Raw genomic sequence first — 25,102 nt, 5'->3', positions numbered from 1 at the left:
GGTGGTCGAATTCTGTAGGACTCAGCCCGACCAGCCGCTCAAAGGAACGTGCTCTGGACGTCAACTTCTCCAGCCGCAACACGCCTCAAGCTACCCACTTCCACTCCTACTGCGCAACAGGTCTTGAGGTGCAACGTCCTGAGGTCGCGGCTGCCCCAGCCCCCTCCCCCAGACTCGCAGAGCTGCGCCCGGCAAACGTGGACTTACGCGGGAGGGCGGCTCTCGTTCGCTCCGTGTCGTCTCGCCTGCCGATGAACAGAGGCAGACGTGCACGACGGCCTCGTCTGGACCCGGGCGGTGCGGGGGCAAGGCGTCCTGGAGCGCCCTGGAAAGTTCTCCTGATGAAGGAACCGTTATGAAGGAACAAAGAACATAGTCCTGGAGACGGGTGCCCTTTCCCGGCTGCACCACGTCCCTGCTGACAGAGTGTCATCACGTTGGAGGCGTAGGGTGGGGGGGTGAGACGCCTGCTGACTGCCCCCCGCGAACCTGTGAGTGCCCTGACCCACTGGGCGGGGGCGCTGGCGGCGCTGCTGGTGCTGTTTCCGCTGCTGGGGTGGGCGCAGCGGCGGGGGCTGGCGCTGTGGCCGTTTGCTGTATTCGGCGTGAGTATGGTGGCGCTGTACGCGGCCAGCGCCAGTTACCACTCGTTTGCGCCGGGCGAGCGCGGGCTGGTGTGGCTGCGCAAGCTGGACCACGCCGGCATCTTTCTGCTGATTGCGGGCAGCTACACCCCGGTGGCCTACTACGGCCTGGACGGCGTGTGGCAAGGCGCCGTGCTGGGGCTGGTGTGGGGGATTGCCCTCAGCGGCATCGTGCTCAAACTGGTGACCATGCGCCTGCCGCGCTGGGTCAGCACCGGGCTGTACCTGGGCATGGGCTGGCTGGCAGTGATCTTCCTGCCGCAACTGGCCCGGTCGCTGGATGGCCCCGCGCTGTTCTGGCTGGCGGCCGGTGGGGTGCTGTACTCCATCGGCGCGGTGATTTACGGCACCAAGCGCTGGAACCCGCGCCCCGGCGTGTTCGGCTTTCATGAAATCTGGCATCTGTTCGTGCTGGCCGGCACCGCTGCCCACGTGGCCATGATGTTCCACCTGGGGTAGGGGCAAGGCGGTTCATCACAGGGCGAAGGCCGGAGAAGTGGAATCCTCCGGCCTTCGCGTTGTCCCTGCCCTTTTGTCGCTGCTGCTCAGGTCACCACACTGAGAATGGTGTCACGCACGGTGCTGATCAGGGCGCCCAGCTGCTCGCTGAACAGAAAGATAAACAGCATCACGATCAGGAAGCTGAAGGGCTGGGCTTCAAACTGCGCGAGGCTGCGCCCCAGCGACGGCACCAGCCCGCCCACGATGCGGCTGCCGTCCAGCAGGGGAATGGGCAGCAAGTTGAAGATGGCCAGGCCCAGGTTCACGCTCAGCACGGTCACCACAATGGTGCCCACGGTGTTCAGGCGAAAGCCGTCTGAGAGGGCCTCGCGGGGCAGCACTGCCACCAGTGCCACACACAGCAGCGCAATCACCAGGTTGCTCAGGGGGCCAGCCGCCGCCACCCCCACGTTGCCCCAGCGGCTGAGGTTGCGGGGGTTCACCGGAACTGGCCGCGCGAACCCGAAGGGCGCGAACAGCAGCAGCAGCGAGCCGATGGGGTCTAGGTGGTTGAGCGGGTTCAGGGTGACCCGGCCGAAGCGGCGCGGGGTGGGGTCGCCCAGCCGGTCGGCCGTCCAGGCGTGCGCGAACTCGTGAATCGCCAGGGACAGCAGCAGCGCCCCGGCCACGATCAGGAAGGCGACCGGGTCGCTGCTCAGCAGTGAGATAAGGCCCATACCCCGGCATTCTAGGGGTTAGTCCTGGCGGCCTTCCGTCGCCACAAACGCTTTGAGGGCCGCGCGTTCCTCGTCCGGGCTGCGAAGGTGTCCGGCGCGGCGCAGCGCGGCCAGATGCGCCAGGGCCGCGCCCACCGCCCGCCCCGGGGGCACGCCCAGCGCCAGCACATCCTTGCCTGTCAGGCCCGCATAGGCGTCCGGGCGCAGCAGCGCGCGCAGGGTGCGCTCTGGCGTGCCCGGTGGAAAAAAGGTGTCGGACAGCGCGCGGGCCAGCAGCGCGCCGGGGCGCTCGCCCAGGGTCAGCAGGCGGGCCAGGGCGGCCGGGTCGGGGGCGGCGTGCAGCAGGGCAGCGGCATAGGCTGTGTCCGGGATGATCTGTCCCTCGTCCCGCAGCCGGTCCAGGGCCAGCAGCAGCGCCGGGTCGGGCAGCAGGCCGCCCGCTCCCCAGTCTGCCAGTTGCGCCGCCGCCTGCCCGGGCCGGGGCTCTTGCAGCAGCAGCTTCAGCTCGGCCCACAGGCGTGGGGTCTGCGGGGCCAGGGCCAGCGCCGCCGGCACCTGGGCCAGCAGCTCCGGGTGGGCGCGCAGCTCCAGGCGGGCCCCCACCCGCGCGGCGCGCACGAGGCGGCTGGGGTCGTCCTCAAAGGAGCGTCCATGCAGCGGGCGCAGCACCCGGGCCTCTAAATCGTTCAGGCCGCCGGTGGTGTCCCGCAGGGTGACCTCGCCGCTGGGGGACACCTGCAGGGCCAGGGCATTCACGCTGAAATCGCGCCGCCGCAGGTCGTCGTCCAGGGTGCCGGGTGCGGGTACCGGATTGCCGCCGGGCACCGGGTAGTGTTCGCGCCGCGCCTGCACCAGATCGGCAGTGCGGCCGTCCGGCAGGGTCAGGGTCGCGTTGCCGAAGGCCGGGTGAAAGACAAAGGGCCGCCCCGAGGCGCGGGCCAGGGCTTCCACCTGGCCCCCGGGCACCACCACGTCCAGGTCCAGCGGGGTGTGGCCCAGCAGCGCGTCGCGCACGGCGCCGCCGACCAGCGCAATGCCTTCAGGGGCGGCGCGGGCGGCCAGGGCCGAGAGCCACTGCACATCCCCGGGTTGCAGCCTCGCCCAGATGCGCTGCGCGGGGTCAGTCACTGCTGGGCGGTCCCGAACGCCGAGGCGTCCAGTGTGAGCTGGACCTGACGGGTCTGCCCGGCGCGCACCACCGTCAGGGTCACGGTGTCGCCCTCCTTGCGGTCAATCAGGGCCGATTGCAGGTCCTCGTAGGCGTCCACAGGCTGGCCGCCAGCAGCCGTGATCACGTCGCCGCCCAGCAGAATCACGCCGCCCCGGAACGCGGCCTCGCGGGTGCCGGGGCGCAGGCCGGCGCGCGCGCCGGCGCTCCCCGGCTGCACCGCCCCCACCACCAGCCCGCGTTCGGGCAGCCGCAGGTCGCGCTTGCCCCGGGTGGAGAGCACGCTCAGGCCCACCGGCAGCACCTGCCCGCGCGACTGCACCAGCAGCCCCGGCGTCACGCCGATGTCCGGGGCGCGCACCACCTGCCCCCCGGCCGCCTGCAGGCGGGGCAGCAGGCGGCGCGCCGTGTTGATGGGAATGGCAAAGCCCACCCCCGCGCTCTGGCCCACGCCCGTGGCCTGCCCGCTGGGCGAGTAGATCTGGGTGTTGATGCCAATCACGCGCCCGCTGCTGTCCAGCAGGGGCCCGCCACTGTTGCCTGGATTGATGGCGGCGTCGGTCTGAATGGCCTTCTGGGTCAGGCCCGCGCCCGCGCCAGAGGTGGAAAACCCGATGGGAATCTGGCGCGCGGTGCTGCTCACAATGCCCTCGGTGACGCTGAACTCTAGCCCAAACGGCGCGCCCATGGCAATGGCCTTCTGGCCCACCTTCAGGGTGTCGCTGTCCCCCAGCGGAATGGGCCGGATAAGGTTTTTGCTCAGCTCCGGCGCCCGAATGAGCGCGAGGTCGTACTGCGGCGCCAGCCCAATGACCTCGGCGGGCACGCTGCGCTCCTGGTTCATCACCCGCACGGTGATGCGGTCGGCGGCGCCCTGTCCGCCTTCTCCGGCCACCACGTGGTAGTTGGTCAGGATGTCGCCCGCCTCGTTCACGAAAAAGCCGCTGCCCAGGCCCTGGCGCACCTGATCGGGCGCGGCGCCGAACATCATGGCAAAGGGGTCCTGGGCCACCACATCCTCGGTGCTGATAAAGACCAGCCCCGGCTCAAAACGCCCCACCACGTCAATGGTGTTCTGTTCGTTCTGCAGCCGGGCGCCGCTCTCATTCAGTGGCGCCCGGGCTGCTGGCTGCGCCCCGCCGGTGGGCACCTGGTCCCGCAGCAGGGTGGCGCCCAGCCCCAGGCCCAGCAGCACCAGCAGCACCCCCAGTCCTTTGCTTCTCATGGGGGCATTATCCGCCAGCCGGCGGGCGCGGCCTGAAGCGGCGGTGTGCTCTGCTTTATGGATGGCAGCGACCTTTCCACTTGAAGCGGCCCAGCAGGCGCTGAAGGCGGCGCTGGGTGACGTTCTGGCCCGGGGCCGCCCGGACGGCGTGTTCGCCCTGGCGCCCGGCGGCCCTGGCAGCGTGCCCGCCCTGGCCGATCTGGACGCCCCCGAACTGCACCTGGACCTGCTGCCCGAAACGCCGACGCTGGCGCAGGTACAGCAGTTGCGTGCCCTGGGGTATGTGCCCGCGCAGGCCCCCGGCGAGTGGACCCACCCGGGCGGCTGGCGACTGGTGCTGTGTGATCACGGCAGCGGCTGGCGCGCCCAGCAGGCGGCCCTGCGCACCCTGCTACTGGCCGATGCAGCCGCTGCACAGACCTACCGCGCTGTGTTCACCCACAGCGGGCGACAGGCCGCCGACGAAGCGCTGGCCCCGGCGGCGCTGGCCCACCACGCCCGGACGGTGGGGTTCACGCCCGCCGCGCAGGTGGCCGAACTGTTCTGGCCGCTGGACGGTTTCTGGATGTTCGTGGCCGGCACCGCGCTGGACCTGCACCTGGGCCGCGTGGCCCGCCCCCACGATGACCTGGACGTGGCCCTGGAGCGCGCCGCGCAGGCCCAGCTGCCACAGCTGCTGCGCGGCTGGCGGCTGGATGTGCCGGTGGACGGGGCCTACCAGCCCTACACCGGGCCGCTGAACGCCCCGCTGCATCAGGTGCACGCCCGGCACCCGGCCCTGCCCGGCGTACAGCTGCTGGACGTGTTGCTGAGCGACCTGAGCGGCGGCCTGTGGCGCTACCGGCGCGAGCCCCGCCTGACCCTGCCTCTGGTCCGCGCCCGTCGCTTCAGCCCGGACGGCCTGCCCTATCTGGCCCCGGAAGCCGTGCTGCTGTTCAAGGCGGGCGCAGCGGACCGTCACCCCCGGGGCAAGGATCAGGGCGACTTTGAGCGGGTGGCGCCCACACTGGATAGGGCGGGCAGGGCGTGGCTGCGCGGGGCGTTGAAGGAGACGCAACCGGGGCACCGCTGGCTGGGGGAGCTGGACTAAGAAAACCGCCCCCGGGGAGGGGGCGGCGAGAGAAGGAGGGTTAAGGACGTTGCCCCTCACGTTGCGACTTTGCAGGAGAGCACCGCAAAGTCTCCACGCCCGGTGCAACGTCCTTTTTTCGAGACTCGCTTCGCTCGGTTGATCGGGGGCTTGGCAGCGAGTGACTTAGTTGGTGCCGCTAAACGTCACTGAGGTGTTTTGCGGGTTGGCCACGGTGCTGGTGCCGTCACGGAAGACAAAGTCGGTGGCGTTGTCACCCGTGTCACTGATCTGCCCGTTGGTCACACGCCGGGCCCAGCTGATCTGCGTCGTGACCCCAGTGGTCGGGCCGTTGGTCAGGCAGGTGCCCTCGCAGGCGGTGCTGCCAGCCGTCGCGAAGCCGGCCAGATCGACGATGGCACTCGTGCCGTCAAGCACGCGGATGGCGCGGTTGTCAGTAAAGCCCGTGTTGTACGTACCGTTGCCCGTGACGGTCATGCTGTAGCCACCTGAGCCGTTGTTGGTGATCAGGTAGAACTGCCCTGGTTGCAACGTCGTATTGGCGGGAACGGTGAAGCGGGTGAACCAGAAGGGGCTGGTGGTGGTGTTGGCCTGCACCAAGTACCCACCGATATTCATCGCTGCGTTGCCGGCGTTGTACAGCTCGACAAATTCATCGTTGCCACCAGCGGGGCCCCGGAAGCGGAATTCGCTGATCATCAGCCTGCCCATGGCGCCACTGGTCACCGTCACGGTGAAGGTCACACTACGGCTCTGGCCTCCACTGCCGGTGGCCGTCAGGGTCGCCGTGTAGGTGCCTGCGCTGCCGCCCGTGGCCGTGATCGTGAGGGGGGTGGTGTTCCCCGTGGTTGTTCCAGGGGTCACCGTCAGGGTTGGTGCGCCAGCACCTGCCGCCGTGGCGGTGTAGCTCAGGGTCCCCACGCCGTAGGCCGTGACTGTCGTGCTGCTGGCCCCGGTGTTATCCGAGGTGTTGTAAGAGATGTTGTTGGGCGTGCCCAGCACAATGCCGTTGACATTGACGTTGTAGGTGGACGTGGCGCTGTTGGTGCCGCCCGGCGCTGTGGTGCTCACCAGCACCCGGTATGCGCCCGGCGTGGCCTGCGCGCTGGCATTGACCGTGACGTCAAAGGTGCCGTTGGCGGGCGCGCTGGTCGGTGCAGTCACCGTGGGATTGGTGCCTGCGGCGGCGCCGTCCACCTTGCTCAGGCTGGTGCTGACCACCAGATTGTCGCTGACATTGGTGCTGCTGGTGGTGAAGGTCTGGGTCACGCTGTTGCCGGGCGTCACGTCACTTGTGGGCGAGGTGGGGGTCAGCGTGGTGGAGGGGGCCGTCACGGGCAGCGGCGCCTGTGCCGTCAGGTCCATACCCACCAGGATGGGGTCGTGGTCACTGCTGCGGAAGGGGTCGGCGTTGAACAGGCTGGTGATCTGCCCGGCGCTCTTGAACTCCTTGTTGTAGTCCAGAACGATGGGCTCATCGGCGTTGATGTGCCACTTGGTCTTTCCAGTTACCTGCGCGGCCATGGTGGCCGAGGCGGTGGCCTGGTCCAGGCTGCCCCACTGGCCGTCAAACTGGTAGGAATAGGTGCTGGCGCTGAACAGGTTGCCGTAGCCACCCGTTGCCAGGATGCTCAGGGGTTCTTCCTGGGCATAAGCGTTGTAGTCGCCCATCAGAATGCGGTCGTCTTCCTGGACGCCAGTGGGGTTGGTGCCCAGCCAGCTCACAATGGCGTTGGCGGCGTTGCGCCGGGCAATGTAGCCGTTGCCCTGGCCGTCTCCGGTGTCGCCGTCATTCAGGCCGCTGCACGCACTGCCCTTACTCTTGAGGTGCATCATGACGGCCGTGAAGCGCCCGCCGTTGGCCTTGCTCTGGAAGGTCTGGGCCCAGGTGGGGCGGTTACAGGTGTCGGTGTACGTGGCGTTCACCGAGTTATCCAGAATGGCCAGATTGCCCACGGGGTCCACGGCGGCGGGCTTGTAGATCATGGCCACGCTGATAGCGTCGCTGCCGATCTTGCGCCCGGGATTGATGTAGGCGTAGGTGCCCGCGCCCAGCTCAGTGTTCAGGGCGTTGACCAGGGCAGCCACGGAGCTGTAGGCGCCCTTGTCGAAGTCGTTCTGCATCTCCAGAATGCCCAGCACGTCGGGGTTCAGGCCCGCGATGGCCTTGACAGTCTTGGTCTGCTGGCGCAGGAACTCCTCGCAGTCGTTGGCGCCGCGCGAGTTCACGCTGTCCACTCCGTTCGGGGTGCAGCCGCTGTTGCTGCTCACCAGTGTGGTGAAGTAGTTCAGCACGTTCATGCTGCCCACGCGCAGGCTGCCGCCGACAGCATCCGGGCTTGCCGTGCGCGAATTGGTGCCGGTGAACGCCGCACTCTCCGACATGATGCGGTACAGGAAGTTGCTGCCGCTGCGGTTGCCAAAGCCGTCGTGGTCGTAGTGCAGCACGCCAGTGGCTGTGCCGGTGTCGCCGCCGCGCAGGGTATTGCTCGCGCTCAGAGGCTGGCCGTTACGACCGAAGAGCGGATCGGGGTTCTGGGCCATCGTAAGGTCGTCCACGCGCAGCATCTGGTCGGGCAGAGCCGCGGTAAAAGCGCTGTAGGCGTTGACGTCTGGTGCATTGACCTGGGTAAAGTTGGCAATGCGCGTCTGGGCCAGGTCCACACTGTTGAAGCGGCCCAGCGAGAAGTTATTGGTGACCACGCCCGAGGTGCTCACGCGCATCCCTTCGAAACGCTCACGCTGGGCCACAGGCAGGTTGGGCGCAATGCTGATGGCGTCGGGCCGCGGCGCGCCGCTGCTCAGCACCGTTACCGTGGGCGTGGTCAGCTGTGTGGTGGTGAAAGGCGCCGTCACAGTAACGGGCGTAACGTTGCCGTTGGCGTCGCGGTCGTTGTAGGTCTGGCTGCGCCGGAACTCGGCCACCGTGCCGCTTACCCGCACGCGGTCACCCGCGGCCAGGCCCGTGGGGCAGGCATTGCCGCAGAACACGAACACCCCTTCGCTGGTGGCCGGAATGCCGTCAGTGTCAATGACCTCTTCCTGCACAAAGAACCCGGACAGGCCGGGAGCCACCTGGGTCACCACGCCTTCAATCGTCTGGGTGCCGCTCAGGGGGGAAGCCGCGTCGCCGCTCGGGGTGCTGCCCTGCACCTCGTGAATGCCGCGCAGGCCCGCCACGGTGCCGGGATTGTCCGCCACCGAGAACACCAGGCTGAAGCTGAAGGGATCAGCGTCGCTGATATCGTTGCCCTGCAGCGGCACACGCGCGGCGAAGGTCACGATCTGCGAGGCGCCCGGGGCCAGGGCCGCCGCGCTCTGCCAGCCCCGGTGGCCCACATTGGGCGCGGTGGTGCCGGCCGGCAGGCCCAGAGTCACGGTGCCGCTGTCAATGTTGGTCAGGAAGGGAGTGGCGTTGGGGTCCGGCTGAATCTGGCCGCCGCTGTTGCTGTAGCCCTGCTCCACGGCCATGCCACCAGCACTGACCGGCGCGCCGGTGCGGGTCTTGACATTGCGAAAGGGCGTCTGGCCGTCGGTGGCGTAGCTGCCGTCGGTGTCCACGGGAATGAAGGTGGGCAGCGTGATGGTGCCCCCCGTGTTGTTGGTCACCTGAAAGCCGGCGGTCATGTGCACCACACGGTTGACGGGGTCCACCAGATTGCTCATGCTGATGCGGGTAAAGCTCAGCTGGTCAAAGGGCACCTCGGCCGCCTGGGCACCCAGGCCCACGCGCGCCACGCTGGCCTGGCTCTGGGCACTCAGGCCGTTCACGCGCAGTTCGTACAGGCCAAAGGTCTTGGCCGGGTTGGGCTTGGCGGGTGTGGTGGCCACCGGGGGAGCGGGCGGCGTCACGGTGGTGGGCGCGCTGCAGGCACTTAGGGCCAGCAGGCCCACCAGCATCAGGGCATTAACGGACTTCATGATCTCCTCCGGGGAACGGCACGCCGGGCAGGCCGTTAAAGCCCACCGAACCCACCAGGGTAACGGCCTGCCAGGGGCCCAGGGGCGTCAGAAGGGGCGTTGTATAGGCGGGAAAGGACAGGGCGGCGGAAGGCCGCTGCTGCTCAGAGGTGTCGTGCTGCACGAAAACTCCTTGACCTGCTTGCGTAGGATCTGTCGAGTGAGGTTGTCTTGAAAATGAGACGAGCGCGAATATATGGCAAAGATGTCAGCGAATGTTGAGACGGCGGCGTTAGGCCTTGGGGGGTGCCCCGGGGGGGGAGGGTTTACCCTGGGCCGCGCCGAGCCGTCAAAAGCCCAGCGCTGCGGCCCGGCCGCCTGCCGCCACGGCAAAGGGGAATCATGACCGAACAAGTCTTCACACGTCAGCCGGGCCTGGCCCACCCGCGCCCTGGGCACGCCACCTGCTGGGTCCACCGGCCAGGGCGCGGCCAATGACCGGCACCCCCCCGCCCAGCTGGCGCAGTCTGGACGCGGCCGTGGCGCTCAGCGGCGTGGCGCCTGCCGTACAGGCCGCGCTGCACGCGGACTGGCACACCCCGGGTGAGGCCGGGGCAGAACCGCCCCGGCGCCGCATGGAGATCACGGCGGGACCAGGCGGCTGGCCGCCTGGGCTGGCGCGCCAGTCTGTCCCCCTGATGGACCGCGTGGCGGCGGTGGCGGCGCAGGGCAATGTGTTCTGGCTGGACGGGCAGCTGCGGGGCAAGGTTGACCCCCAGGAGGTCCGGCTGCAGGCGGCGCCCGGCGCGGCGCGCGACGCGTGGGCCCTGGCCCTGACCGAGGCCCACCGCGCCGGAGGCTGGCTGCCCCTGCACGCGGCGCTGGTGGCGGGCCCGGGGGGCGCCGCCGCCGTGCTGGGGGTCAGCGGGGCCGGCAAAAGCACAGCGGCGCTGCGCCTGCGCGCGGGCGGCTGGACGGTGCTGGCCGAGGACCGCGCCTGGGTGGACCCGCACGGGCAGGCCACGGGGCTGGACCGCACCCTGCGGGCCTACCGCGACAGCGTGGAACGTTTTGCCCCCGCCCTGCTGACCGAATTCGGCGCCGCGCCGCGTGATCCCCGGGGCAAGGCGCTGCTGGCCCTGGCGCCTGCGCCGCCCGCGCCCCTGCGCGCCGTGCTGGTCCTGGCCCCGCTGGGCGCAGGCGAGGTGACGCCCGCCGAGCGGGTGCGGTCCCTGTGGGAGGCCAGTGGGGTGCCGCTGACCGCGCTGGGCCGGGTGCAGGCGGCGCAGGCGGTGGCGCGGCTGGCCCAGGGCCCGGTGTGGCGCCGCGTCACGCGCGACGAGGTGCCCGGCGCGGTGGCCGCGCTGCTGGGCCCGCCCGGCCCCTGAAGCTCAGCGCTCGTTGGACTCGGGCACCTGGAACAGCACCCGGAAGTGCTGGCGGTTAAACGGCTCGCCGTATTCCTCCAGCGGGCCCCGGGGCCCCTCGACCCAGGCGTGGCTGCTCAGCTGGGCGCCGCGCCGCGCCACGCCGCTGACAAACACGGCCGGGTACCCTGCGCGGCGCAGCGCCCGGTAGGTGGCGTAGGCGCGCGGCACGCACACCCCCTCGCGCTTCTGGCGGGGGTGCAGCCAGCGGCTCCACAGCCGCGCGGCACTCACCACGCCGTCGCGCCTCGCCACATTCAGTCCGGTATGCACCGGGGTGGGCGGGGTCCAGGCGCGCAGGTGGGTGCGCGGGTCGCCGCCCTGGCGCACCGCCCACATGGCCCCCAGCATGTCCCCCAGCCCTGAGGCCAGAAAGGGCGCCAGCGTCAGGGCGCGCTGCACCCGGCCGCCCAGGGCCGGCGGGGGGCGCACGCCGTCCCGGGCCGCCCCGGCCAGCAGGCGCGCGCGGGTGTGCCCTGGGCGCAGTTCCAGCTGGGCGCGCGCCGGGTTGCACAGGGCCTGAAAAGCCGCCCAGGTGTGGCGGGCCCCCAGGCGCGCGGCGTGGGCGCGCAACTCGTCTTCTCGCAGGGCGTGGCGGCGCTGCAGCACCTCCAGATCCAGATAGTCGGCGGCTTTCAGGCCGCCCCGGTCCCCGCCCCAGCAGCGGCCCAGGGCCAGGGCCACCACCGCCTCGTCCAGGGGGTGCAGGCGCAGCGTGGGTTGCCCGGCCCAGTCCACCACCCGCGCCCGCTGCCACAGCCCCCGGGTGATGGCGGCGCTGCGCGCGGTGCCCGCGGCCTGATGGCTGGGCAGGAACCGGTGAACATCCAGCCGCACCTGCCCGTCCGGGCTGTACAGATGGGCTGTCTCATGGGTCCACAGCCGGGGCCAGGCGTGCAGGCCGTCGCTGTGCCAGCCGTGGGCCAGGGCCACCTGGACGGCGCGCGTCACTGTGGCCTCGTTGGGGGGCAGCAGCACGTCCACATCGCCGTAAAAGCGGGCGCCGGGCACGGGGTATTCAAATTCCGCCAGCGCAAAACCCTTGACCAGCAGGGCCGGAATGCCTACTGCGGCCCAGTGCCGGTGCAACTCGCGCACCCAGGTGCGAATGACCGTGTGGCGCGCGGCCAGCGCCAGGGCGTCGGGGCGCAGGGGCGCGCGCCACGGGTGGTCATGGGGCAACCGGGCGCGCAGTGGGCCACCCAGCCCCGCCGCGCGCACGTGGGGCAGCCATTCGGGGGCCAGGGTGTGGGCGGGCGCCTGCAGGGCGCGCGCCACCAGCTCAGGGTCCGGGGCGTTCACCGGGGGCTCACGCCCGCGCGGGCGCGCCACCCTGATCCAGCGCGTCAATCTCTTCCGGGGTGATCTGATAGCGCTCGCCGCACCAGTGGCACACGATTTCCTGCCCGCCGGTCTCGATCATGTCCTGACGTTCGGCGGCGCTGAAGAACTTCAGGCTGTCCTGGGCTTTCTGGCGGGAGCAGCGGCAGGCAAAGTGTGCGGGCTGCGCCTCGGCGGCCAGGCGCAGGTCCAGGCCCTCGGCGGCGCGTTCCAGGGCGGCCAGCAGCCCCCCCCGGCGCAGGTGGTCAGTCAGTTGCCCCATGGCGCGCACATTCGCTTCCAGGCGACCCAGCGTCTCGTCGCTGGCGCCGGGCATGGCCTGAATCAGCAGCCCGCCGGCGTGGGCCACGCGCCCGCCTTCCTCATACACGCCCAGCAGCACCGCGTTGGGAATCTGCTCGGAAACCCCCAGGTAGGTGCTCACGTCCTCGGCAATCTCGCCGCTGACCAGGTGGGCGCTGCCGGTGTAGGGCTCGCCGTTGTCCAGCAGTCGGGTCACGGCAATTTCGCCCTCTTGGCCCACGATGCCGCTCACATCCAGCTTGCCGTCGCGCTCGCGCAGCGGCAGGTCGGCGTCGGGGTGGCGCACGTAGCCGCGCACGCGGCCGTCGGTGCTGCCCTCGGCCACCACCCAGCCCACCGGGCCATCCCCCTCAATGCGCAGGTTCACGCGGCTGTCGGTGCGCTTGCCCAGCACCACGGCCAGTAGGGCGCTGGCGGTCAGCGTGCGGCCCAGGGCGGCGGTGGCGGTTTTGCTCAGGCCATGGCGCAGCCGGGCGTCCTCGACCAGCCGCGAGGACTCCATGCCCACCAGCCGCAGGGTGCCGCCCGCCGCTGTGCCGCGCAGAATGTAGGAATCAGGCAAAGTAACCGTCATGGGGCCCACCTTACCTGCGCGCCCGGCAAAGGGGTGTGCAGCCCCTCGCATTCCCAGGGGCGTGGCCGGGCCGGCGTTCCTTTTCTCCAGGCAGGAGCCCGGTCCAGTCAGAACCCTGGTCAGCTGAGAACCCGGCCAGTAACATTCTTTGCCTTTTTCTTCAGGGGCCAGGACAACACTTCTCACTCGCCTTGCCTAACATGAGAAGTCACGCTGCTGGGTCCAGAAGGGCACCGCAAGGACAACAGCAGCGCTCTTCGCCACCTGAGTTTTTCCACACCTGAATCTGAGTGTGCGCTGGCTGACCTGCCGCCCCGCTCTGCAAGGAGACCCCATGAACCGCACCCCTCTTGGCGCCCTGGCGCTGACCACCCTGGCCCTCACCCTGGCCGCCTGCAACAACCGCAGTGGCGGCGAGCAGAGCACCAAAGGTCCGCAAGACACCCTGGTGATTCAGCAGTCGTCGGATGTGCCCACCCTGGACCCGGGCACCACCTACGACACCGGCAGCGGCCAGATCGTGGAGAACCTGTACGAGACCCTGCTGACCTACAAGGGCAACAGCCTGGACGAACTGGAGCCGCTGCTGGCCACCGAGTGGGCGGAGGGCAACGGCGGGCGCGAATACCGCTTTACCCTGCGCGAGGGCGTGAAGTTCCACTCGGGCAACCCCATGACCTGCGCCGACGCCGAGTACTCCTTCCGGCGCAATCTGGTCACGAACACCGGGGAAAGCGGCAACTGGTTCATTGCCGAGTCGCTGCTGGGCACGGGCGCGAATGCCAACGACGACAAGAGCGTCACCTGGCAGCGCATCACGGACGCCGTGAAGTGTGACGGCGAAACCCTGGTGTTCACCCTGCCCAGAACCGACCCCGCCTTCCTGGCCAAGCTCGCCTACGTGGGCCAGAGCATCGTGGACAGCAAGCACGCCGCCGAGGTGGGCGAGTGGGACGGTACCGAGGCCACCTGGAAAGAGGCGGTGGGCAAGGACCTGGCCAACAGTCCCCTGTCGCAGAAGCCCAGCGGCACGGGCGCCTACCGGCTGCTGGAGAAATCGGCCACCTCGGTCAGCGCCACCGCCTTTGAGGACTACTGGGGCGAAAAGCCCAAGATCAAGAACGTGATTCTGCAGAAGGTGCCGGAACTCGCGCCCCGCGTGCAGGCGTTCCTGAAAGGCGACGCCGACCTCATCGAGACGGGTGGGCGGCCGATTATCAAAGAGCAGCTGGAGGGCGAACAGGGCGTGGTGGTGCTGGACGACCTGCCCGATACCACTGCCTCGGCGCTGAGTCTGAACCAGAACATCAAGGGCACGGCCATTGGCAGCGGCAAGCTGGACGGCCAGGGCATTCCGGCCAACTTCTTCAGCGATGTGGACGTGCGCCGGGGCTTCGTGGCGGCCTTTGACATTCCTACCTATATCAAGGAGGTGCAGCTGGGCAAGGGCGAGGCGCGCAACTTCCTGCTGCCCGAAACCTTCCCCGGCTACGACTCCTCGGTGGACGCCGCCAGGTTTGACCCCGAAATTGCCAGGGCCGCCTTCCAGCGCGCCTGGAACGGTCAGGTGTGGGCCAACGGCTTTACCGTGAAGATCTCCTACCGCGCGGGCAGCGAAACGGCCAAAACCGCCATGGAACTGCTCAAGAGGAACATCGAGGACCTGAACCCCAAGTTCAAGGTCAATATCGTGGCGCGCGAATGGAGTGAGCTGATCAAGGCGGGCAACGCGGGCACCGAGCCCATGATCACCACCGCCTGGGCCCCGGACTACGCCGACCCGGACAACTTCGTGCACACCTTCTATTCGTCCGAGGGCTATTACAACCCGCGCATCAACGCCGGGGACCCGCAGATTGACGCCTGGATCAACGAGGCCCGCGCCACCACCGATACGGCCCGCCGCGACGAGCTGTATTCGCAGATTGCCCGCCGCGCGCAGGAACTGGCGCTGTACATCATCCTGCCCAGCAACCCCACGGTGGTGGTGCACCGCGACAACCTGCAGGGCGTCAGCGCCGAGACCTTCAACCCCATGACCTCATTCGTGACCGGCACCCTCTGGCGCAAGCTCAGCAAGAGCTGAAGGCCCCTGAAGCCCACCCCGCGCGCCGCCCTGTCCAGCACAGGGCGGCGCGCGGGCTATGCTGCGCGCATGCTGGAACACACGCTGGACACCCCGGGCCGCCCCATCACGCTGCTGCTGGTGGACGACCATCCGGTGGTGCGCAAGGGCACGCGCGAACTGCTGGAAAGTGAAGCCGATCTGCGCGTGGTGGGCGAGGCCGGCAGCGGCGAGGAAGCCATTGCCCGCGCCCGCGAACTGACCCCCGACGTGATCTTGATGGACGTGTCCATGCCCGGCATGAACGGCATTGACGCCACCCGGGCCATCAAGGCCATTCAGCCGGGCGTGGGCGTGCTGGTGCTGACCAGCTACGACGATGACGCTTACGTGTTCGCGCTGCTGGAAGCGGGCGCGGCCGGCTACCTGCTGAAAAACGCTTCCGAGGACGACCTGCTGGGCGCGGTGCGGGCGGTGGCGGCCGGCGAGAGTGCGCTGCACCCCAGCGTGGCCAGGAAGGTGCTGGAGCGCTTTTCCACCCATACCACCCCCACGCCCCCCGAAGATGACCTCTCGCCGCGCGAGCTGGAGGTGCTGCGGGTGGCCGCCACCGGGCGCACCAACAAGGAAATTGCCCGGGACCTGGACATCAGCCCGCGCACGGTGCAGGTGCATCTGGCCAACATCTTTTCCAAGCTGGGGGTGGGCAGCCGCACCGAGGCCGTGCTGTACGGCATCAAGCGTGGCTGGATTGATCCCCAGAGCCTGTAGGGGGTGTGGGCCGTGGGGTGTGGGGTGTGGGAACAACCCTGTGGAGCGCCCGGGGCGGGGGGCACCGGCTGGGCTGAGCGCCGGACGTGGCCTGAGCGCCGCACCTGGGCAGGGCAGAGGCAGGCAGGATGACAGAGTGGCCGGCAGGCGCAGGAGGGCGCGGCGCAGAGGCGCGGGGCGGCCCCTCGCCGGGCCCGGAGGTCGCCCCGGCCCTGCCCCCCTTTCCCCCCGGCCTGTCGGCGGCGACCAGTCTGGGACAGTTTGGCGAGGTGCTGGCGGGCTACGCCTGCCGGGTGGCGCACGCGCATGGGGTGCGGGTGTGGATCGTGGTGGACGGCACGCCCAGCCCGGTGGCCGAGGACGGGCGCGGCCTGGGACTGAGTGACCCGGCGCTGGTGCAGGACACCCTGACCCTGGGCGCGGTGCAGGAGGCCGGCATGCTGTGCGCCCTGCCCTTCGGCTGCGGGGTGCTGGAATTTGTGGGGGCCGAGCCCGGCGGCGTGCGGGCCCTGCTGGGCGCCGCCCCGCTGCTGGCCCTGGCTGTGGAGGGCGTGCAGGCCCGCGAAGCCCGGCGCGGCCACGGGCGCATTGCCGAGACGGTGGAGGGGCTGGTGCGCCGCCTGGGGGGCAGCCTGAACCTGGCCGAGGTGCTGACCGTGACCGCCCAGAGTGCGGCGCTGGCCCTGGGATTTCGCCGGGCCTTTGTGGCGCTGTTCAGCGAACTGCGCGAGGGCGGCGCGCGCACCGGCGAAGTGTTTACCTACGGCTTTACAGAGCCCTTCAGCGGCGGCATTGGCGTGGGGCCCGTGACCTTTGAAACGCTGGTGCGCCGGGGCGAGGCCATTCGCTTTGAGCGGACCCGCGACGCGGGCACGCCGCTGGCCCGGGGCCTGCGGGAACTGAACCCTGGCGCCGCCGTGATTGCGCCCCTGTCGGCGCGGGGGCAGGCGCTGGGGCTGCTGTACGTGGATACGAACGCCCTGGGCGCCAGCGCCAGCGAGGACGACGCCCGGCTGGTGCTGGCACTGGCCGAACAGGCGTCGCTGGCCATTGACAATGCCCGGCTGTACGGCATCGAAACCCGCAAACGTGAGGCCGCCGAGGCGCTGCGTGAAGCGGGCGAGGCGCTGGCGGGCAGCCTGCACCTGTCCGATACCCTGGAGCGGGTGCTGGAACGCGCCGTGACCCTGTTCCGGGCGGACGCGGCGGCCGTGTACGAACGCCAGCCGGACGGCCGCACTGTGAACATCCGCTCGGCGCTGGGGCTGCCCAGCGAATACATGCTGCGGGTGCGTGCCAAGGTGGGCGTGGGCGTGACCGGGCGCGCCATTGCCGAATGCGCGCCGGTGGCCGCGCGCGACCTGAACACCGAGCATTACGGGGGCAGCAGCCGCTACACCCGGCAGCTGCTGGCAGCGGGGCGCTACCCCTACCGGGGCGTGCTGAGCCTGCCGCTGATCACGCGCGCGGGGGTGTTCGGGGCCCTGACACTGTACTGGGAAGCGGCGTTGCCCCTGGACGGCGACGATCTGGCACTGGCCTCGGTGTTCGCCTCACAGGCGGGCCTGGCCATTGAGAATGCCCGGCTGTATGAAGAGGAACTGCGCCGCGAGAACGAGGCGGCCGCGCTGCTGAGCGTGGCGCGGGTGCTGGGGGAAAACCAGAGCGACGCGGCGCTGGGCGACACCGCCCGGCTGGTCACGCACGCCCTGAACGCCTCGCGCGGGCTGATCGCCCTGACCGATGACGGCGGCGAGTTCTCCCGCTGCGCGACCTACAACCTGCATGTGCCCTCGCGCGCCGACCTGCTGGCGCTGGCCGGGCAACTGGGCCGGGGTCCACGCGCCCTGACGCGCCGCCACACCCTGCCTGTGGCGGGCAGCGCTCTGATCGTGCCGCTGCATGGCCCGGACCGCAGCGTGCCCCCGGAGCGTCCCGAGCCGCCCCTGCTGGGGTTTCTGTACCTGGACGATCCCGGTACGGCGCCGCCCGGCGAGCACCTGCTGCACCTGGCGCGCTCCATTGCCGAGCAGATTGCCCAGACCCTCACCCGCGAGCGTCTGCTCTCGGCGCTGGCGCGCGAGGAAGCCCGTTACCGCCAGCTGGCCGAGGGCGCCCACGACCTGATTATCTCCACCGACGACCGGGGCGTGGTCACCTACGCCAACCCGGCGGCGCGCGCGCTGCTTGAACCCCTGACCGGTTCCCTGGACGGCGCCAACCTGCTCTCGCTGCCCACCCCCGACACCCGGGGCGCCCTGGGGGCCGCGTGGCATCTGGCGCGCACCCAGTCCGGCAGCCGCGCCGACATTCAGGTGGGGCCCTACCGGCTGGAGGTGCGCCTGAGCCCGGTGGACGGGGGCCGGGGCGTACTGACGGTCAGCCGCGACCTCTCGGAACTGCAGACCCTGGCCGACGAGATCGCGCGCCGGGGGCAGGCCCTGGAAGCCGCCGCCAGCCGCACCGTCGAAATGCGCGCGTTCCTGACCCTGTTCACCCAGGCCCAGGAAGAAGAGCGCAGGCGCATCAGCCGCGAGCTGCACGACGACACCGCGCAGGTGCTGACCGCCACCACCCGCCGCGTGGCCCGGCTGGCGCGCGACCTGAGCGGCGAGCAGCGGGCGCGCGCCGACGACATTCAGCAGGACCTGAACGCGGCCATTGACGGTGTGCGCCGCTTTGCCCGCAACCTGCGCCCCAGCGTGCTGGACGATCTGGGCCTGCTGCCCGCGCTGGAGTGGCTGGCGTCGTCGTCGGCCACGCCCACCCGCCTGGAGGTCAGCGGCCAGGACCGCCGCCTGCACGCGGCCACTGAACTCACGCTGTTCCGGCTGGCGCAGGAGGCCCTGAATAACGTGGACAAGCACGCCCGCGCCTCCACCGCCGCCATCCGCGTGGCCTTTGACGGGGCCCACGTGCGCCTGGCCATCACCGACGACGGCCAGGGCTTCACCCCCGAACAGGCCCGCGACCGCGCCGAGGCCGGCCACCTGGGCCTGATCGGCCTGCGCGAACGCGTGACCCTCACCGGCGGCACCCTGGAAGTGCACAGCAGCCCCGGTGCTGGCACCACGCTGGTGTTTACGCTGCCGGGGTAGGGAAGGGTGGGGGCCATGGGCTCTGGGCCGTGGGCTTTGAGCCATGGGCCACGGGGCAACAGCGCTGGGACCGGAGGGGCGGGGAAAATTCGGGGGAGGGGGCGGAGCAGGGGAGAACCCCGCCCCCTCGCCTTCAGCGCACGGCGCAGGATCCGCCCAGCCCACCGGTCTTCCTCATGGCCCAGCGCTCATGGCCCATGGCCCCTTCACCCATGCAGCTGCAGGAACGCTTCCCGGCCCAGCCACGCCATTTTCGGCACGCCCTCGCTGGGGGTGCGGTGGGTGCCGTAGGCCACGCGCAGCAGGCGAAAGCCCAGGCCATACCAGCGGGCGCGCGCCGGGGGCAGGTCCAGGATTTCAAAGCCCGCCTGGGCCAGCGGGGTATGAAACAGGGTTACGGCAAACACCGCCTGGGCCGCGTGCAGTTCGGGGCGCGCCTGCAGGGCCTGGGCCACGTCCTTCAGGCTGCGGCGGTAGGCGCGGTAGGCCACCAGGGCGCTGCGGGCGCTCAGGCCCACCAGCCGGGGCGAATGCACATGCAGCTCGGCCGTGGGCGCCGTGCGGGGCAGCGGCAACGGCGCGGGCGCGTGGTTCAGGGGCGCCACCCGCATGACCCCGTCGGCGCGGGCGGTCAGGTCAATCACACGGTGCTGGCGGGCGAAACGGTCCTCCACCAGCCGGGCATACACGCGCGGCCACAGGTCGCCCGGCTGGCCAGGGCGCAACTCCGGCACGGCCCGCACCGGCACCGGCTGGTAGCCCCCCGCCTTCAGGGTGGCCAGGGTGGCAGCCAGCTGCGCCGGGGGCACGCTCAGCAGGGCGCCGGGCGCTGGCTGGGCCGGGCTGCTGGGCAGGGCACGCAGGCCCCGCGTGCCCAGGTCCCGCAGGGCGCGCAGGCCAGCGGGCGTGGCCCAGGTGGTCACGGGCTGCGCCGCCACGTCCAGTGCGCTCACACCAGCCGGGTTGCCCAGGCCGCCCAGCTCGTGCCCCTCGGCCCCGGCGGCGCGCAGCTCGTCCGGCGCGTGCCCGGCCAGGGCCGGGGGCAGCAGTAGGGTGGCGCGGACCCCCGCCGCCGCCAGGGCCTGCCGCGCGGCGCGCAGCTCGTTCAGGTCCAAGATGGGCACCGCCAGCCCCACCCGGGGATCGCCCGGGTGCCCGCCGTGCAGGGCGCCGCCCAGGCCCGAGTGCAGCGCTACGCGCAACCAGGGAGAAGGAAGGGGCGTCATGGAGGTCACTGTACGGCACCCCTGGGCGGGGCCAGAGGGGCACCCATTTCTGGCCCCACTCTCATCTCTGGCGTCGTATGCTCCTGTCTAGTGATGCTTCAGGAATCCTTAAACTTTCACGGTCACCGTGCCCTGGAGCGCGCATGAAGCCGCTGCGAATCGGGCTGTTTACCGACACGTTCCTGCCGGATCAGAACGGCATCGTGACCAGCGTGGGGCTCCTGAGCGACGAGTTGCGCGCCCAGGGGCACCATGTGGACGTGGTGGCCCCAGATTTCCCCGAGCATGTGGACATCCGCCCCGACGTGGTGCGCGTGGATTCGGTGCGCTACATGTTCCTGCCCACCTACCGCCTCGCGTGGCCCACCCGCAAGGACTTCACCCAGAAGTACGACGTGGTGCACACCCACACCCCCCTGACCCTGGGGCTGGCGGGCGCGCGGCTGGCCCGGAAGTGGAACGTGCCGCATGTGGCGACCTACCACACCCACATTGAGGCCTACACCCATTACGTGCCCGGCGCCACCGCCCTGCAGCGCCACACCGGCGTGGTGACCAAGGCCATGAGCCGGCTGTATGGCCGCGCCGACGCCGTGATTACCCCCACGGCGGGCATGCTGGACGTGCTGCGCGCCATGCGGGTGCGCCGCCCGGTGGTGATTCCCACCTCTATTGATCCGCGCGTGCTGCGCGCCGCGCCCCCCATCCAGAGCCCCTGGCCCGAGGGCAAGCGGCGCCTGCTCAGCGTGGGGCGGCTGGCCCGGGAAAAACGCTTTGACCATGTGCTGGACACGGTCGCCGCCCTGCCCGACACCCACCTCGTGATGCTGGGTGAGGGCCCCGAGCGCGCCCACCTGGAAGCGCACGCCCAGCGGCTGGGCATTGCCGAGCGCGTGACCTTCCTGGGCGTGCGGCCCTGGACCGAGATCGGGGCGTATTACCGCCTGGCCGAACTGTTTCTGTTTGCCAGCGACACCGAAACGCAGGGGCTGGTGCTGCAGGAAGCGCAGCTGATGGGCGTGCCGGTGGTGGCGGTGGGCGCGCGCGGCACCCTCAGCGGCGTGGCGCATGAACGCAGCGGCTACCTGGTTCGCCCGGCCGACGTGAACGCCCTGATTCGCCACGCCCGCCAGATTCTGGATGATCCGGCGTTGTGGGCGCGGCTGTCGGCGGGCGCACGCGCCTTCGGGGCTTCCACCACGCCGGCCGGCGTGGCGAATCAGGTGCTGGATGTCTACCGGCAGGTGCTGGGCCGCCCGCTGGAAATCCCTTTTCCCGAAGGGGCTAGCGGTCATCCCCGAAATAGCCTCGTGTATGACCGCTGATGTTGCGCAGGTGCTGCCACAAAAACGGCGCCACCCCCCGGTCCAGGCGGCGCGGACTGGTTTCCACCAGCGCGCCGCGCACGTAGGCCACCTCGCCCAGCCGCGCCAGCGCCTGCCCCAGAATCACGTCTTCATAGGCTTCGACGTCCGGGTAGCCGCCGGCCAGCAGGGCCGCCTCGCGCGAGTAGGCCATGTTGGCGCCGGCCAGATTGGGGCGGTTCAGCAGCCGGGCGCCGTGGAGAAAGCCGCTGTAGGCCGCCTGCGAAAGCGCCGACCAGTGCGGCGCCACCCCCGAGAAGCGCATGGGGCCGTACAGGGCCGCGCGCCCGGGCGTGGCCGCCCCCAGGCGCTCAAGCCACTCGGGGGCGGGCAGCGAATCGGCGTCGGTGGTGGCCACCCAGGGCGTCTGCGCCGCTTCCAGGCCAAGTTGCCGGGCGCGGGCCACGCCCTTTTCGGTGCAGCGCAGCACCTGCGCGCCCCAGGCGCGGGCCAGGGCCACGGTGTCGTCGGTGCTGCCGTTGTCCACCACCAGCACGGCGTCCGGCGCGCGGGTCTGGCGTTCCAGGGCCCGCAGGGTCTGGGGCAGGTAGTTCGCCTCGTTGCGGGCCGGAATCACGACGGTAAACGCGGGCACGGCCACAACCTAGCAGACCGCCTGCCAGGAGCGCGGCAGTGACCCCGGCGCGCTCCCGCCGCAACCGCCTGCCGCTGCGCGCCGAGGGCCTGGCCCCGGTGGGCGCAGCGGCGGCGGCCCTGGCCTGCGCCGAATTCGTGCGCAGCGGCCTGTACGGCGCCTACCTGACCCAGGTGATTGACAGCCAGTTTGGTCTGCCCGTGACGGCCGCCGCCGGCGCCTGGACTGCCCACTTTCTCACCGACACCGTCATGCGCAGTCCGGCGGGCGCGCTGCTGGGCCGCTATGGCCTGCGGCCCGTGGCGCTGGGCGGCGCCGCCCTGAGCGCCCTGGCCCTGGCGCTGATGCTGCTGGCCCCGCCCAGCGTGGGGCTGCTCCTGCTGGCCTCGGCCCTGCACGGCGCCGGCTTTTCGGTGATGTGGCCGGTGGCCATGAACCTGACCGCCGACGCTGCCCGGGAAGGGTACCAGGGCCGGGCGCTGGCGATGGTGGCCAACGGGATTCTGCCCCTGTCGGGGGTGGGCTTCCTGGTGTTTGGCGCCCTGGCCGGGCGCGGGGACCTGTTCGCCCTCGGGCTGGGTCTGGGGCTGCTGCTGCTCTCGGCCGGGCTGACGCTGCTGTTGCCGCTGCGCCGGGTGCTGCCCCCTGGCCCCGATCCCTCCGAGGCCCGGCCGGCGCGCTCGGTGGTGGGGGCCCTGGTGCCGCTGCTGCCCGCCGCCTTCATGCAAACCCTCAGCATGACGCTGCTGGGGCCGTGGCTGTTCCGCATTGCCGAGGAGGGCCTGAACCTCTCCTACTGGAGCCTCGTGGCGATGCTGGGCCTGGGCGGGGCGGTGGCCTACGGCATCATGCCGCTCACCGGCCGCTTTGCCGACCGGGACCAGGGCCGCGCCCGCGCCGGGGTCATGATCGGGTACGGACTGGTTAGCCTGGCCTTTGCCGGGTTTGCCTTCTTGCCTGCCCCCTGGCTGCTGTTCGTGCTCTCGGCGGTGGCCGGGCTGGGCTACGCCTTTCTGTCGCCGGCCTGGGCGGCGCTGGTGGCGCGCGTGCTGCCGGTGGCCCAGCGCCCCGCCGCCTGGGGCGTGCTGATGACCGTGGAAAACGCCGGCACCGCCCTGGGGCCGCTGCTGGGGGGGCTGGCGCTGGCCCAGGCGGGGGTACCGGGTCCCTTTGTGCTGGGCGCGGTGCTGGCCGGGCTGACCTCGGCGGGGTACGTGGTGTTCCGGCGGGTGTTTCAGGAGGCGCGTGGCTAGGCGCGGCGCGCTGCTGCTGCCGCTGTTGCTGCCCCTGCTGGGCGAACTGTGGGGCCGCGCGGCGGGCTGGGGGGCCCTGGGGCCCGGCGATGGCCAGCACCCCCGTGTGGCCCTGACCTTCGACGATGGCCCCAGCCTCCAGACCCCTGCCCTACTGGCGGTGCTGGCGCGCCACGGGGCCTGTGCCACCTTCTTTGTGACTGCGCCGGCCTGCGCGGCCTTTCCCGCTGAGCTGGCCGCCATTGAGGCCGCTGGGCACCGTCTGGAGGCCCACGGCCGCTGGCACCGCCACGCCCTGCTGCTGCTCCCCTGGCAGGAATGGGCCCAGGTGCGCTGGCACCCCCGTCCCGGGCAGTCAGGGCCCCTGCTGTACCGTCCGCCCTACGGCGGCCACAGTCCCTGGACGCGGCTGCTGGCCCGCGCTGCCGGGCGGCAGGTGGCCCTGTGGGACGTGGAGGGCCGCGACTGGACGGCGGCCGACCCCGGAACCCTGGCCCAGCAGACCCTGGCGCGGGTGCGGCCCGGCAGTGTGCTGCTGCTGCACGACGGCCCGGCCGTCACGCCAGCGCTTCTGGACGGCTTGCTTGCTGGCCTGCGCGAGCGTGGCCTGAGCGCCGTCCCCCTGCACGCCCTGCCGCCCCGGCGCATCGGCTGGTGGGCGGGCTGGCGGCGGCTGCAGACCAGTTACGGCCGGTAGAGGGCCCCGCAAAGCGAACAGGCCGCGCCCCACAGCGGGGTGCGGCCTGCTCTGCCGGGGCGAAGCTCAGCCCAGTTTGGTCACGCGGGTGCGCCCGGCCAGAGCCCGGCCCAGGGTCACCTCGTCGGCGTATTCCAGGGCGCCGCCCACCGGCAGGCCGTAGGCGATGCGGCTGACCACGGCGCCCAGGGGTTCAAGCAGCCGCTGCAGGTACAGGGCGGTGGCGTCGCCCTCCACGGTGGTGCCGGTGGCCAGGATAACTTCATGGCCTTCTTGCACCCGGGGCAGCAGCGGCTTGATGTGCAGGCGGTCGGGGCCCACGCCGTTCATGGGGCTCAGCACGCCGTGCAGCACGTGGTACAGGCCCCGGTACTCGCCGCTGCGCTCAATGGCAATCACGTCGCCGGGTTCTTCCACCACGCAGATCACGCTCTGGTCGCGCGCGGGGTCACTGCACACGTCGCAGCGCTCGGCGTCGGTGATGTTAAAGCACACCGGGCAGGTGTGCAGGTCGCGCTTGGCGTCCAGCAGCGCCCGGGAGAGGCGCTCGATGTCCTCGCGCGGCTGCTCGAACAGGTAAAAGGCCAGTCGCTGCGCGCTCTTGGGCCCAATGCCCGGCAGGCGCGAGAGTTCGCGAATCAGGGCCACCAGCGAGGGGGGGTACTTCATGGCTGTGCCGCCACAGGCCGGTGGCCGCTGGCCGGTCGCTCATGGCCCACGGCCCACAGTCCACAGCCCATGGCCCGTGGCTTCACCCGCTGCGGGGTGAACGCGGGGGACGCGCCCATCAGAAGCCGGGGATGCCCAGGCCGCGCGTGGCGTCCTGTTGCAGGGCGTCGGCCTTGGCGCTGGCGTCCTGCAGGGCCACCAGCAGCAGGTCTTCCAGGGCTTCCACATCGCCCGGGTCCACGGCTTCCGGCTTGATCTTCAGGGCCGTCACCTTGCCGTGGCCGTTCATGGTCACCGTGACCAGCCCGCTGGCGGTGCCTTCTACAGACTTGGCGGCGAGGTCTTCCTGAATCTTGGCCGCAGCGGCCTGGGCCTGCTGCATCTGTTTCATCAGCTTCTTCATGTCCATGCTTTGCAGTTTACCGGGCAGGGCCACGGGACAAGGTGCCGGAAGCCAGAAGGGGGAAGGGGCCTCCGGGGTCCGCGCCGCACCCCGCAGCGCCACAGGCCGGCA

At 70.8% G+C, this 25,102-nt stretch carries 20 protein-coding genes; 9 read left to right on the top strand and 11 right to left on the bottom strand.

The genetic code is table 11. The annotated features are described in order from the left end of the window. Positions 1–458 precede the first annotated feature (458 nt). Entirely contained in the window at positions 459–1,103 is a 645-nt protein-coding gene (gene trhA / locus C8263_RS10950; RefSeq protein WP_107138146.1) for a PAQR family membrane homeostasis protein TrhA, read from the top strand. Positions 1,104–1,189: 86 nt separating this feature from the next. Here the strand turns inward: trhA and C8263_RS10945 are convergent, their stop codons facing one another. From C8263_RS10945 to C8263_RS10935, 3 genes are read right to left on the bottom strand one after another with little or no spacing between them, the layout of a single operon-like run. Next, positions 1,190–1,822 carry a site-2 protease family protein gene (locus C8263_RS10945; RefSeq protein ID WP_107138145.1) on the bottom strand — a complete coding sequence of 211 codons (633 nt, stop codon included), beginning with the start codon at positions 1,820–1,822 and terminating at the stop codon, positions 1,190–1,192. Positions 1,823–1,840: 18 nt separating this feature from the next. Next, positions 1,841–2,950, bottom strand: a complete 1,110-nt coding sequence (locus C8263_RS10940; protein WP_233218772.1) for a tRNA nucleotidyltransferase/poly(A) polymerase family protein — start codon at positions 2,948–2,950, stop codon at positions 1,841–1,843. Beyond that, complete coding sequence (locus tag C8263_RS10935; protein WP_107138144.1) at positions 2,947–4,215, bottom strand: S1C family serine protease; 1,269 nt, start codon at positions 4,213–4,215, stop codon at positions 2,947–2,949. Before C8263_RS10935 ends, C8263_RS10940 begins: the two co-directional genes overlap by 4 nt. A 61-nt stretch (positions 4,216–4,276) precedes the next feature. Between C8263_RS10935 and C8263_RS10930 the strand changes: the two genes are divergently transcribed. Beyond that, a complete protein-coding gene (locus C8263_RS10930) occupies positions 4,277–5,305 on the top strand; it encodes a hypothetical protein (protein ID WP_107138143.1) in 1,029 nt (342 codons plus the stop codon). A gap of 165 nt (positions 5,306–5,470) precedes the next feature. Here the strand turns inward: C8263_RS10930 and C8263_RS10925 are convergent, their stop codons facing one another. Together C8263_RS10925 and C8263_RS19295 are read right to left on the bottom strand one after the other, a co-directional pair. Continuing rightward, complete coding sequence (locus tag C8263_RS10925; RefSeq protein WP_146160658.1) at positions 5,471–9,226, bottom strand: ExeM/NucH family extracellular endonuclease; 3,756 nt, start codon at positions 9,224–9,226, stop codon at positions 5,471–5,473. Continuing rightward, positions 9,213–9,389, bottom strand: a complete 177-nt coding sequence (locus C8263_RS19295) for a hypothetical protein (protein ID WP_158263784.1) — start codon at positions 9,387–9,389, stop codon at positions 9,213–9,215. The genes C8263_RS10925 and C8263_RS19295 overlap by 14 nt, the downstream gene beginning before the upstream one ends. Positions 9,390–9,699: 310 nt before the next feature. Here C8263_RS19295 and C8263_RS10920 point away from each other — a divergent pair, with 310 nt between their 5' ends. Further along, positions 9,700–10,593, top strand: a complete 894-nt coding sequence (locus C8263_RS10920; RefSeq protein ID WP_107138141.1) for a hypothetical protein — start codon at positions 9,700–9,702, stop codon at positions 10,591–10,593. A gap of 3 nt (positions 10,594–10,596) precedes the next feature. Here C8263_RS10920 and C8263_RS10915 read toward each other — a convergent pair whose 3' ends face one another. Together C8263_RS10915 and C8263_RS10910 are read right to left on the bottom strand one after the other, a co-directional pair. After that, entirely contained in the window at positions 10,597–11,982 is a 1,386-nt protein-coding gene (locus C8263_RS10915) for a lasso peptide biosynthesis B2 protein (protein ID WP_233218771.1), read from the bottom strand. Continuing rightward, positions 11,942–12,850 carry an Hsp33 family molecular chaperone HslO gene (locus C8263_RS10910; RefSeq protein WP_199188382.1) on the bottom strand — a complete coding sequence of 303 codons (909 nt, stop codon included), beginning with the start codon at positions 12,848–12,850 and terminating at the stop codon, positions 11,942–11,944. The genes C8263_RS10915 and C8263_RS10910 overlap by 41 nt, the downstream gene beginning before the upstream one ends. A gap of 334 nt (positions 12,851–13,184) precedes the next feature. Between C8263_RS10910 and C8263_RS10905 the strand changes: the two genes are divergently transcribed. From C8263_RS10905 to C8263_RS10895, 3 genes are all read left to right on the top strand, one after another. Beyond that, positions 13,185–14,936 carry an ABC transporter substrate-binding protein gene (locus C8263_RS10905; RefSeq protein WP_107138139.1) on the top strand — a complete coding sequence of 584 codons (1,752 nt, stop codon included), beginning with the start codon at positions 13,185–13,187 and terminating at the stop codon, positions 14,934–14,936. Between the two features lie 69 nt (positions 14,937–15,005). Then, positions 15,006–15,686, top strand: a complete 681-nt coding sequence (locus C8263_RS10900; RefSeq protein WP_107138138.1) for a response regulator — start codon at positions 15,006–15,008, stop codon at positions 15,684–15,686. A gap of 128 nt (positions 15,687–15,814) precedes the next feature. Beyond that, positions 15,815–18,784, top strand: coding sequence for a GAF domain-containing sensor histidine kinase (locus C8263_RS10895; RefSeq protein ID WP_107138137.1), 2,970 nt, complete (start codon positions 15,815–15,817; stop codon positions 18,782–18,784). 206 nt (positions 18,785–18,990) lie between these two features. On the opposite strand, the gene C8263_RS10890 is transcribed toward C8263_RS10895, so the two are convergent. Then, on the bottom strand, positions 18,991–20,010 hold the full coding sequence (locus C8263_RS10890) for a YkoP family protein (protein WP_146160657.1): 1,020 nt from the start codon (positions 20,008–20,010) through the stop codon (positions 18,991–18,993). Between the two features lie 143 nt (positions 20,011–20,153). On the opposite strand from C8263_RS10890, the gene C8263_RS10885 reads away from it, so the two are divergent. Further along, entirely contained in the window at positions 20,154–21,335 is a 1,182-nt protein-coding gene (locus tag C8263_RS10885; protein WP_107138169.1) for a glycosyltransferase family 4 protein, read from the top strand. Here C8263_RS10885 and C8263_RS10880 read toward each other — a convergent pair. Further along, a complete protein-coding gene (locus C8263_RS10880; protein WP_107138170.1) occupies positions 21,295–21,969 on the bottom strand; it encodes a glycosyltransferase family 2 protein in 675 nt (224 codons plus the stop codon). The two genes, C8263_RS10885 and C8263_RS10880, sit on opposite strands and share 41 nt — an antisense overlap. A gap of 38 nt (positions 21,970–22,007) precedes the next feature. On the opposite strand from C8263_RS10880, the gene C8263_RS10875 reads away from it, so the two are divergent. Beyond that, positions 22,008–23,222 (top strand): MFS transporter, encoded by a 1,215-nt coding sequence (locus tag C8263_RS10875; protein WP_233218770.1) that lies wholly within the window; start codon positions 22,008–22,010, stop codon positions 23,220–23,222. Next, positions 23,215–23,919 (top strand): polysaccharide deacetylase family protein, encoded by a 705-nt coding sequence (locus tag C8263_RS10870; RefSeq protein WP_233218769.1) that lies wholly within the window; start codon positions 23,215–23,217, stop codon positions 23,917–23,919. Before C8263_RS10875 ends, C8263_RS10870 begins: the two co-directional genes overlap by 8 nt. A 66-nt stretch (positions 23,920–23,985) precedes the next feature. Here C8263_RS10870 and recR read toward each other — a convergent pair whose 3' ends face one another. Further along, on the bottom strand, positions 23,986–24,588 hold the full coding sequence (gene recR, locus C8263_RS10865; protein WP_107138135.1) for a recombination mediator RecR: 603 nt from the start codon (positions 24,586–24,588) through the stop codon (positions 23,986–23,988). Positions 24,589–24,706: 118 nt separating this feature from the next. Then, the gene (locus C8263_RS10860) at positions 24,707–24,997 is read right to left on the bottom strand and encodes a YbaB/EbfC family nucleoid-associated protein (protein ID WP_107138134.1); all 291 of its coding nucleotides are present in this window, start codon (positions 24,995–24,997) and stop codon (positions 24,707–24,709) included. Positions 24,998–25,102: the final 105 nt, after the last annotated feature.

The organism is Deinococcus arcticus (assembly GCF_003028415.1).
GTDB classification, from domain to species: Bacteria; Deinococcota; Deinococci; order Deinococcales; family Deinococcaceae; genus Deinococcus; species Deinococcus arcticus.
This window is presented reverse-complemented; position numbering and strand designations above follow the sequence as displayed.

Excerpts from the sequence above, each read along its gene's own strand:
- C8263_RS10910 (WP_199188382.1), bottom strand. The coding sequence starts at position 12,850 with ATGACGGTTACTTTGCCTGATTCCTACATTCTGCGCGGCACAGCGGCG.
- C8263_RS10925 (WP_146160658.1), bottom strand. The coding sequence starts at position 9,226 with ATGAAGTCCGTTAATGCCCTGATGCTGGTGGGCCTGCTGGCCCTAAGT.
- C8263_RS10900 (WP_107138138.1), top strand. The coding sequence starts at position 15,006 with ATGCTGGAACACACGCTGGACACCCCGGGCCGCCCCATCACGCTGCTG.
- C8263_RS10890 (WP_146160657.1), bottom strand. The coding sequence starts at position 20,010 with ATGACGCCCCTTCCTTCTCCCTGGTTGCGCGTAGCGCTGCACTCGGGC.
- C8263_RS10885 (WP_107138169.1), top strand. The coding sequence starts at position 20,154 with ATGAAGCCGCTGCGAATCGGGCTGTTTACCGACACGTTCCTGCCGGAT.
- C8263_RS10920 (WP_107138141.1), top strand. The coding sequence starts at position 9,700 with ATGACCGGCACCCCCCCGCCCAGCTGGCGCAGTCTGGACGCGGCCGTG.
- C8263_RS10895 (WP_107138137.1), top strand. The coding sequence starts at position 15,815 with ATGACAGAGTGGCCGGCAGGCGCAGGAGGGCGCGGCGCAGAGGCGCGG.
- C8263_RS10935 (WP_107138144.1), bottom strand. The coding sequence starts at position 4,215 with ATGAGAAGCAAAGGACTGGGGGTGCTGCTGGTGCTGCTGGGCCTGGGG.
- C8263_RS10860 (WP_107138134.1), bottom strand. The coding sequence starts at position 24,997 with ATGGACATGAAGAAGCTGATGAAACAGATGCAGCAGGCCCAGGCCGCT.
- C8263_RS10945 (WP_107138145.1), bottom strand. The coding sequence starts at position 1,822 with ATGGGCCTTATCTCACTGCTGAGCAGCGACCCGGTCGCCTTCCTGATC.
- recR (WP_107138135.1), bottom strand. The coding sequence starts at position 24,588 with ATGAAGTACCCCCCCTCGCTGGTGGCCCTGATTCGCGAACTCTCGCGC.
- C8263_RS10930 (WP_107138143.1), top strand. The coding sequence starts at position 4,277 with ATGGCAGCGACCTTTCCACTTGAAGCGGCCCAGCAGGCGCTGAAGGCG.
- C8263_RS10905 (WP_107138139.1), top strand. The coding sequence starts at position 13,185 with ATGAACCGCACCCCTCTTGGCGCCCTGGCGCTGACCACCCTGGCCCTC.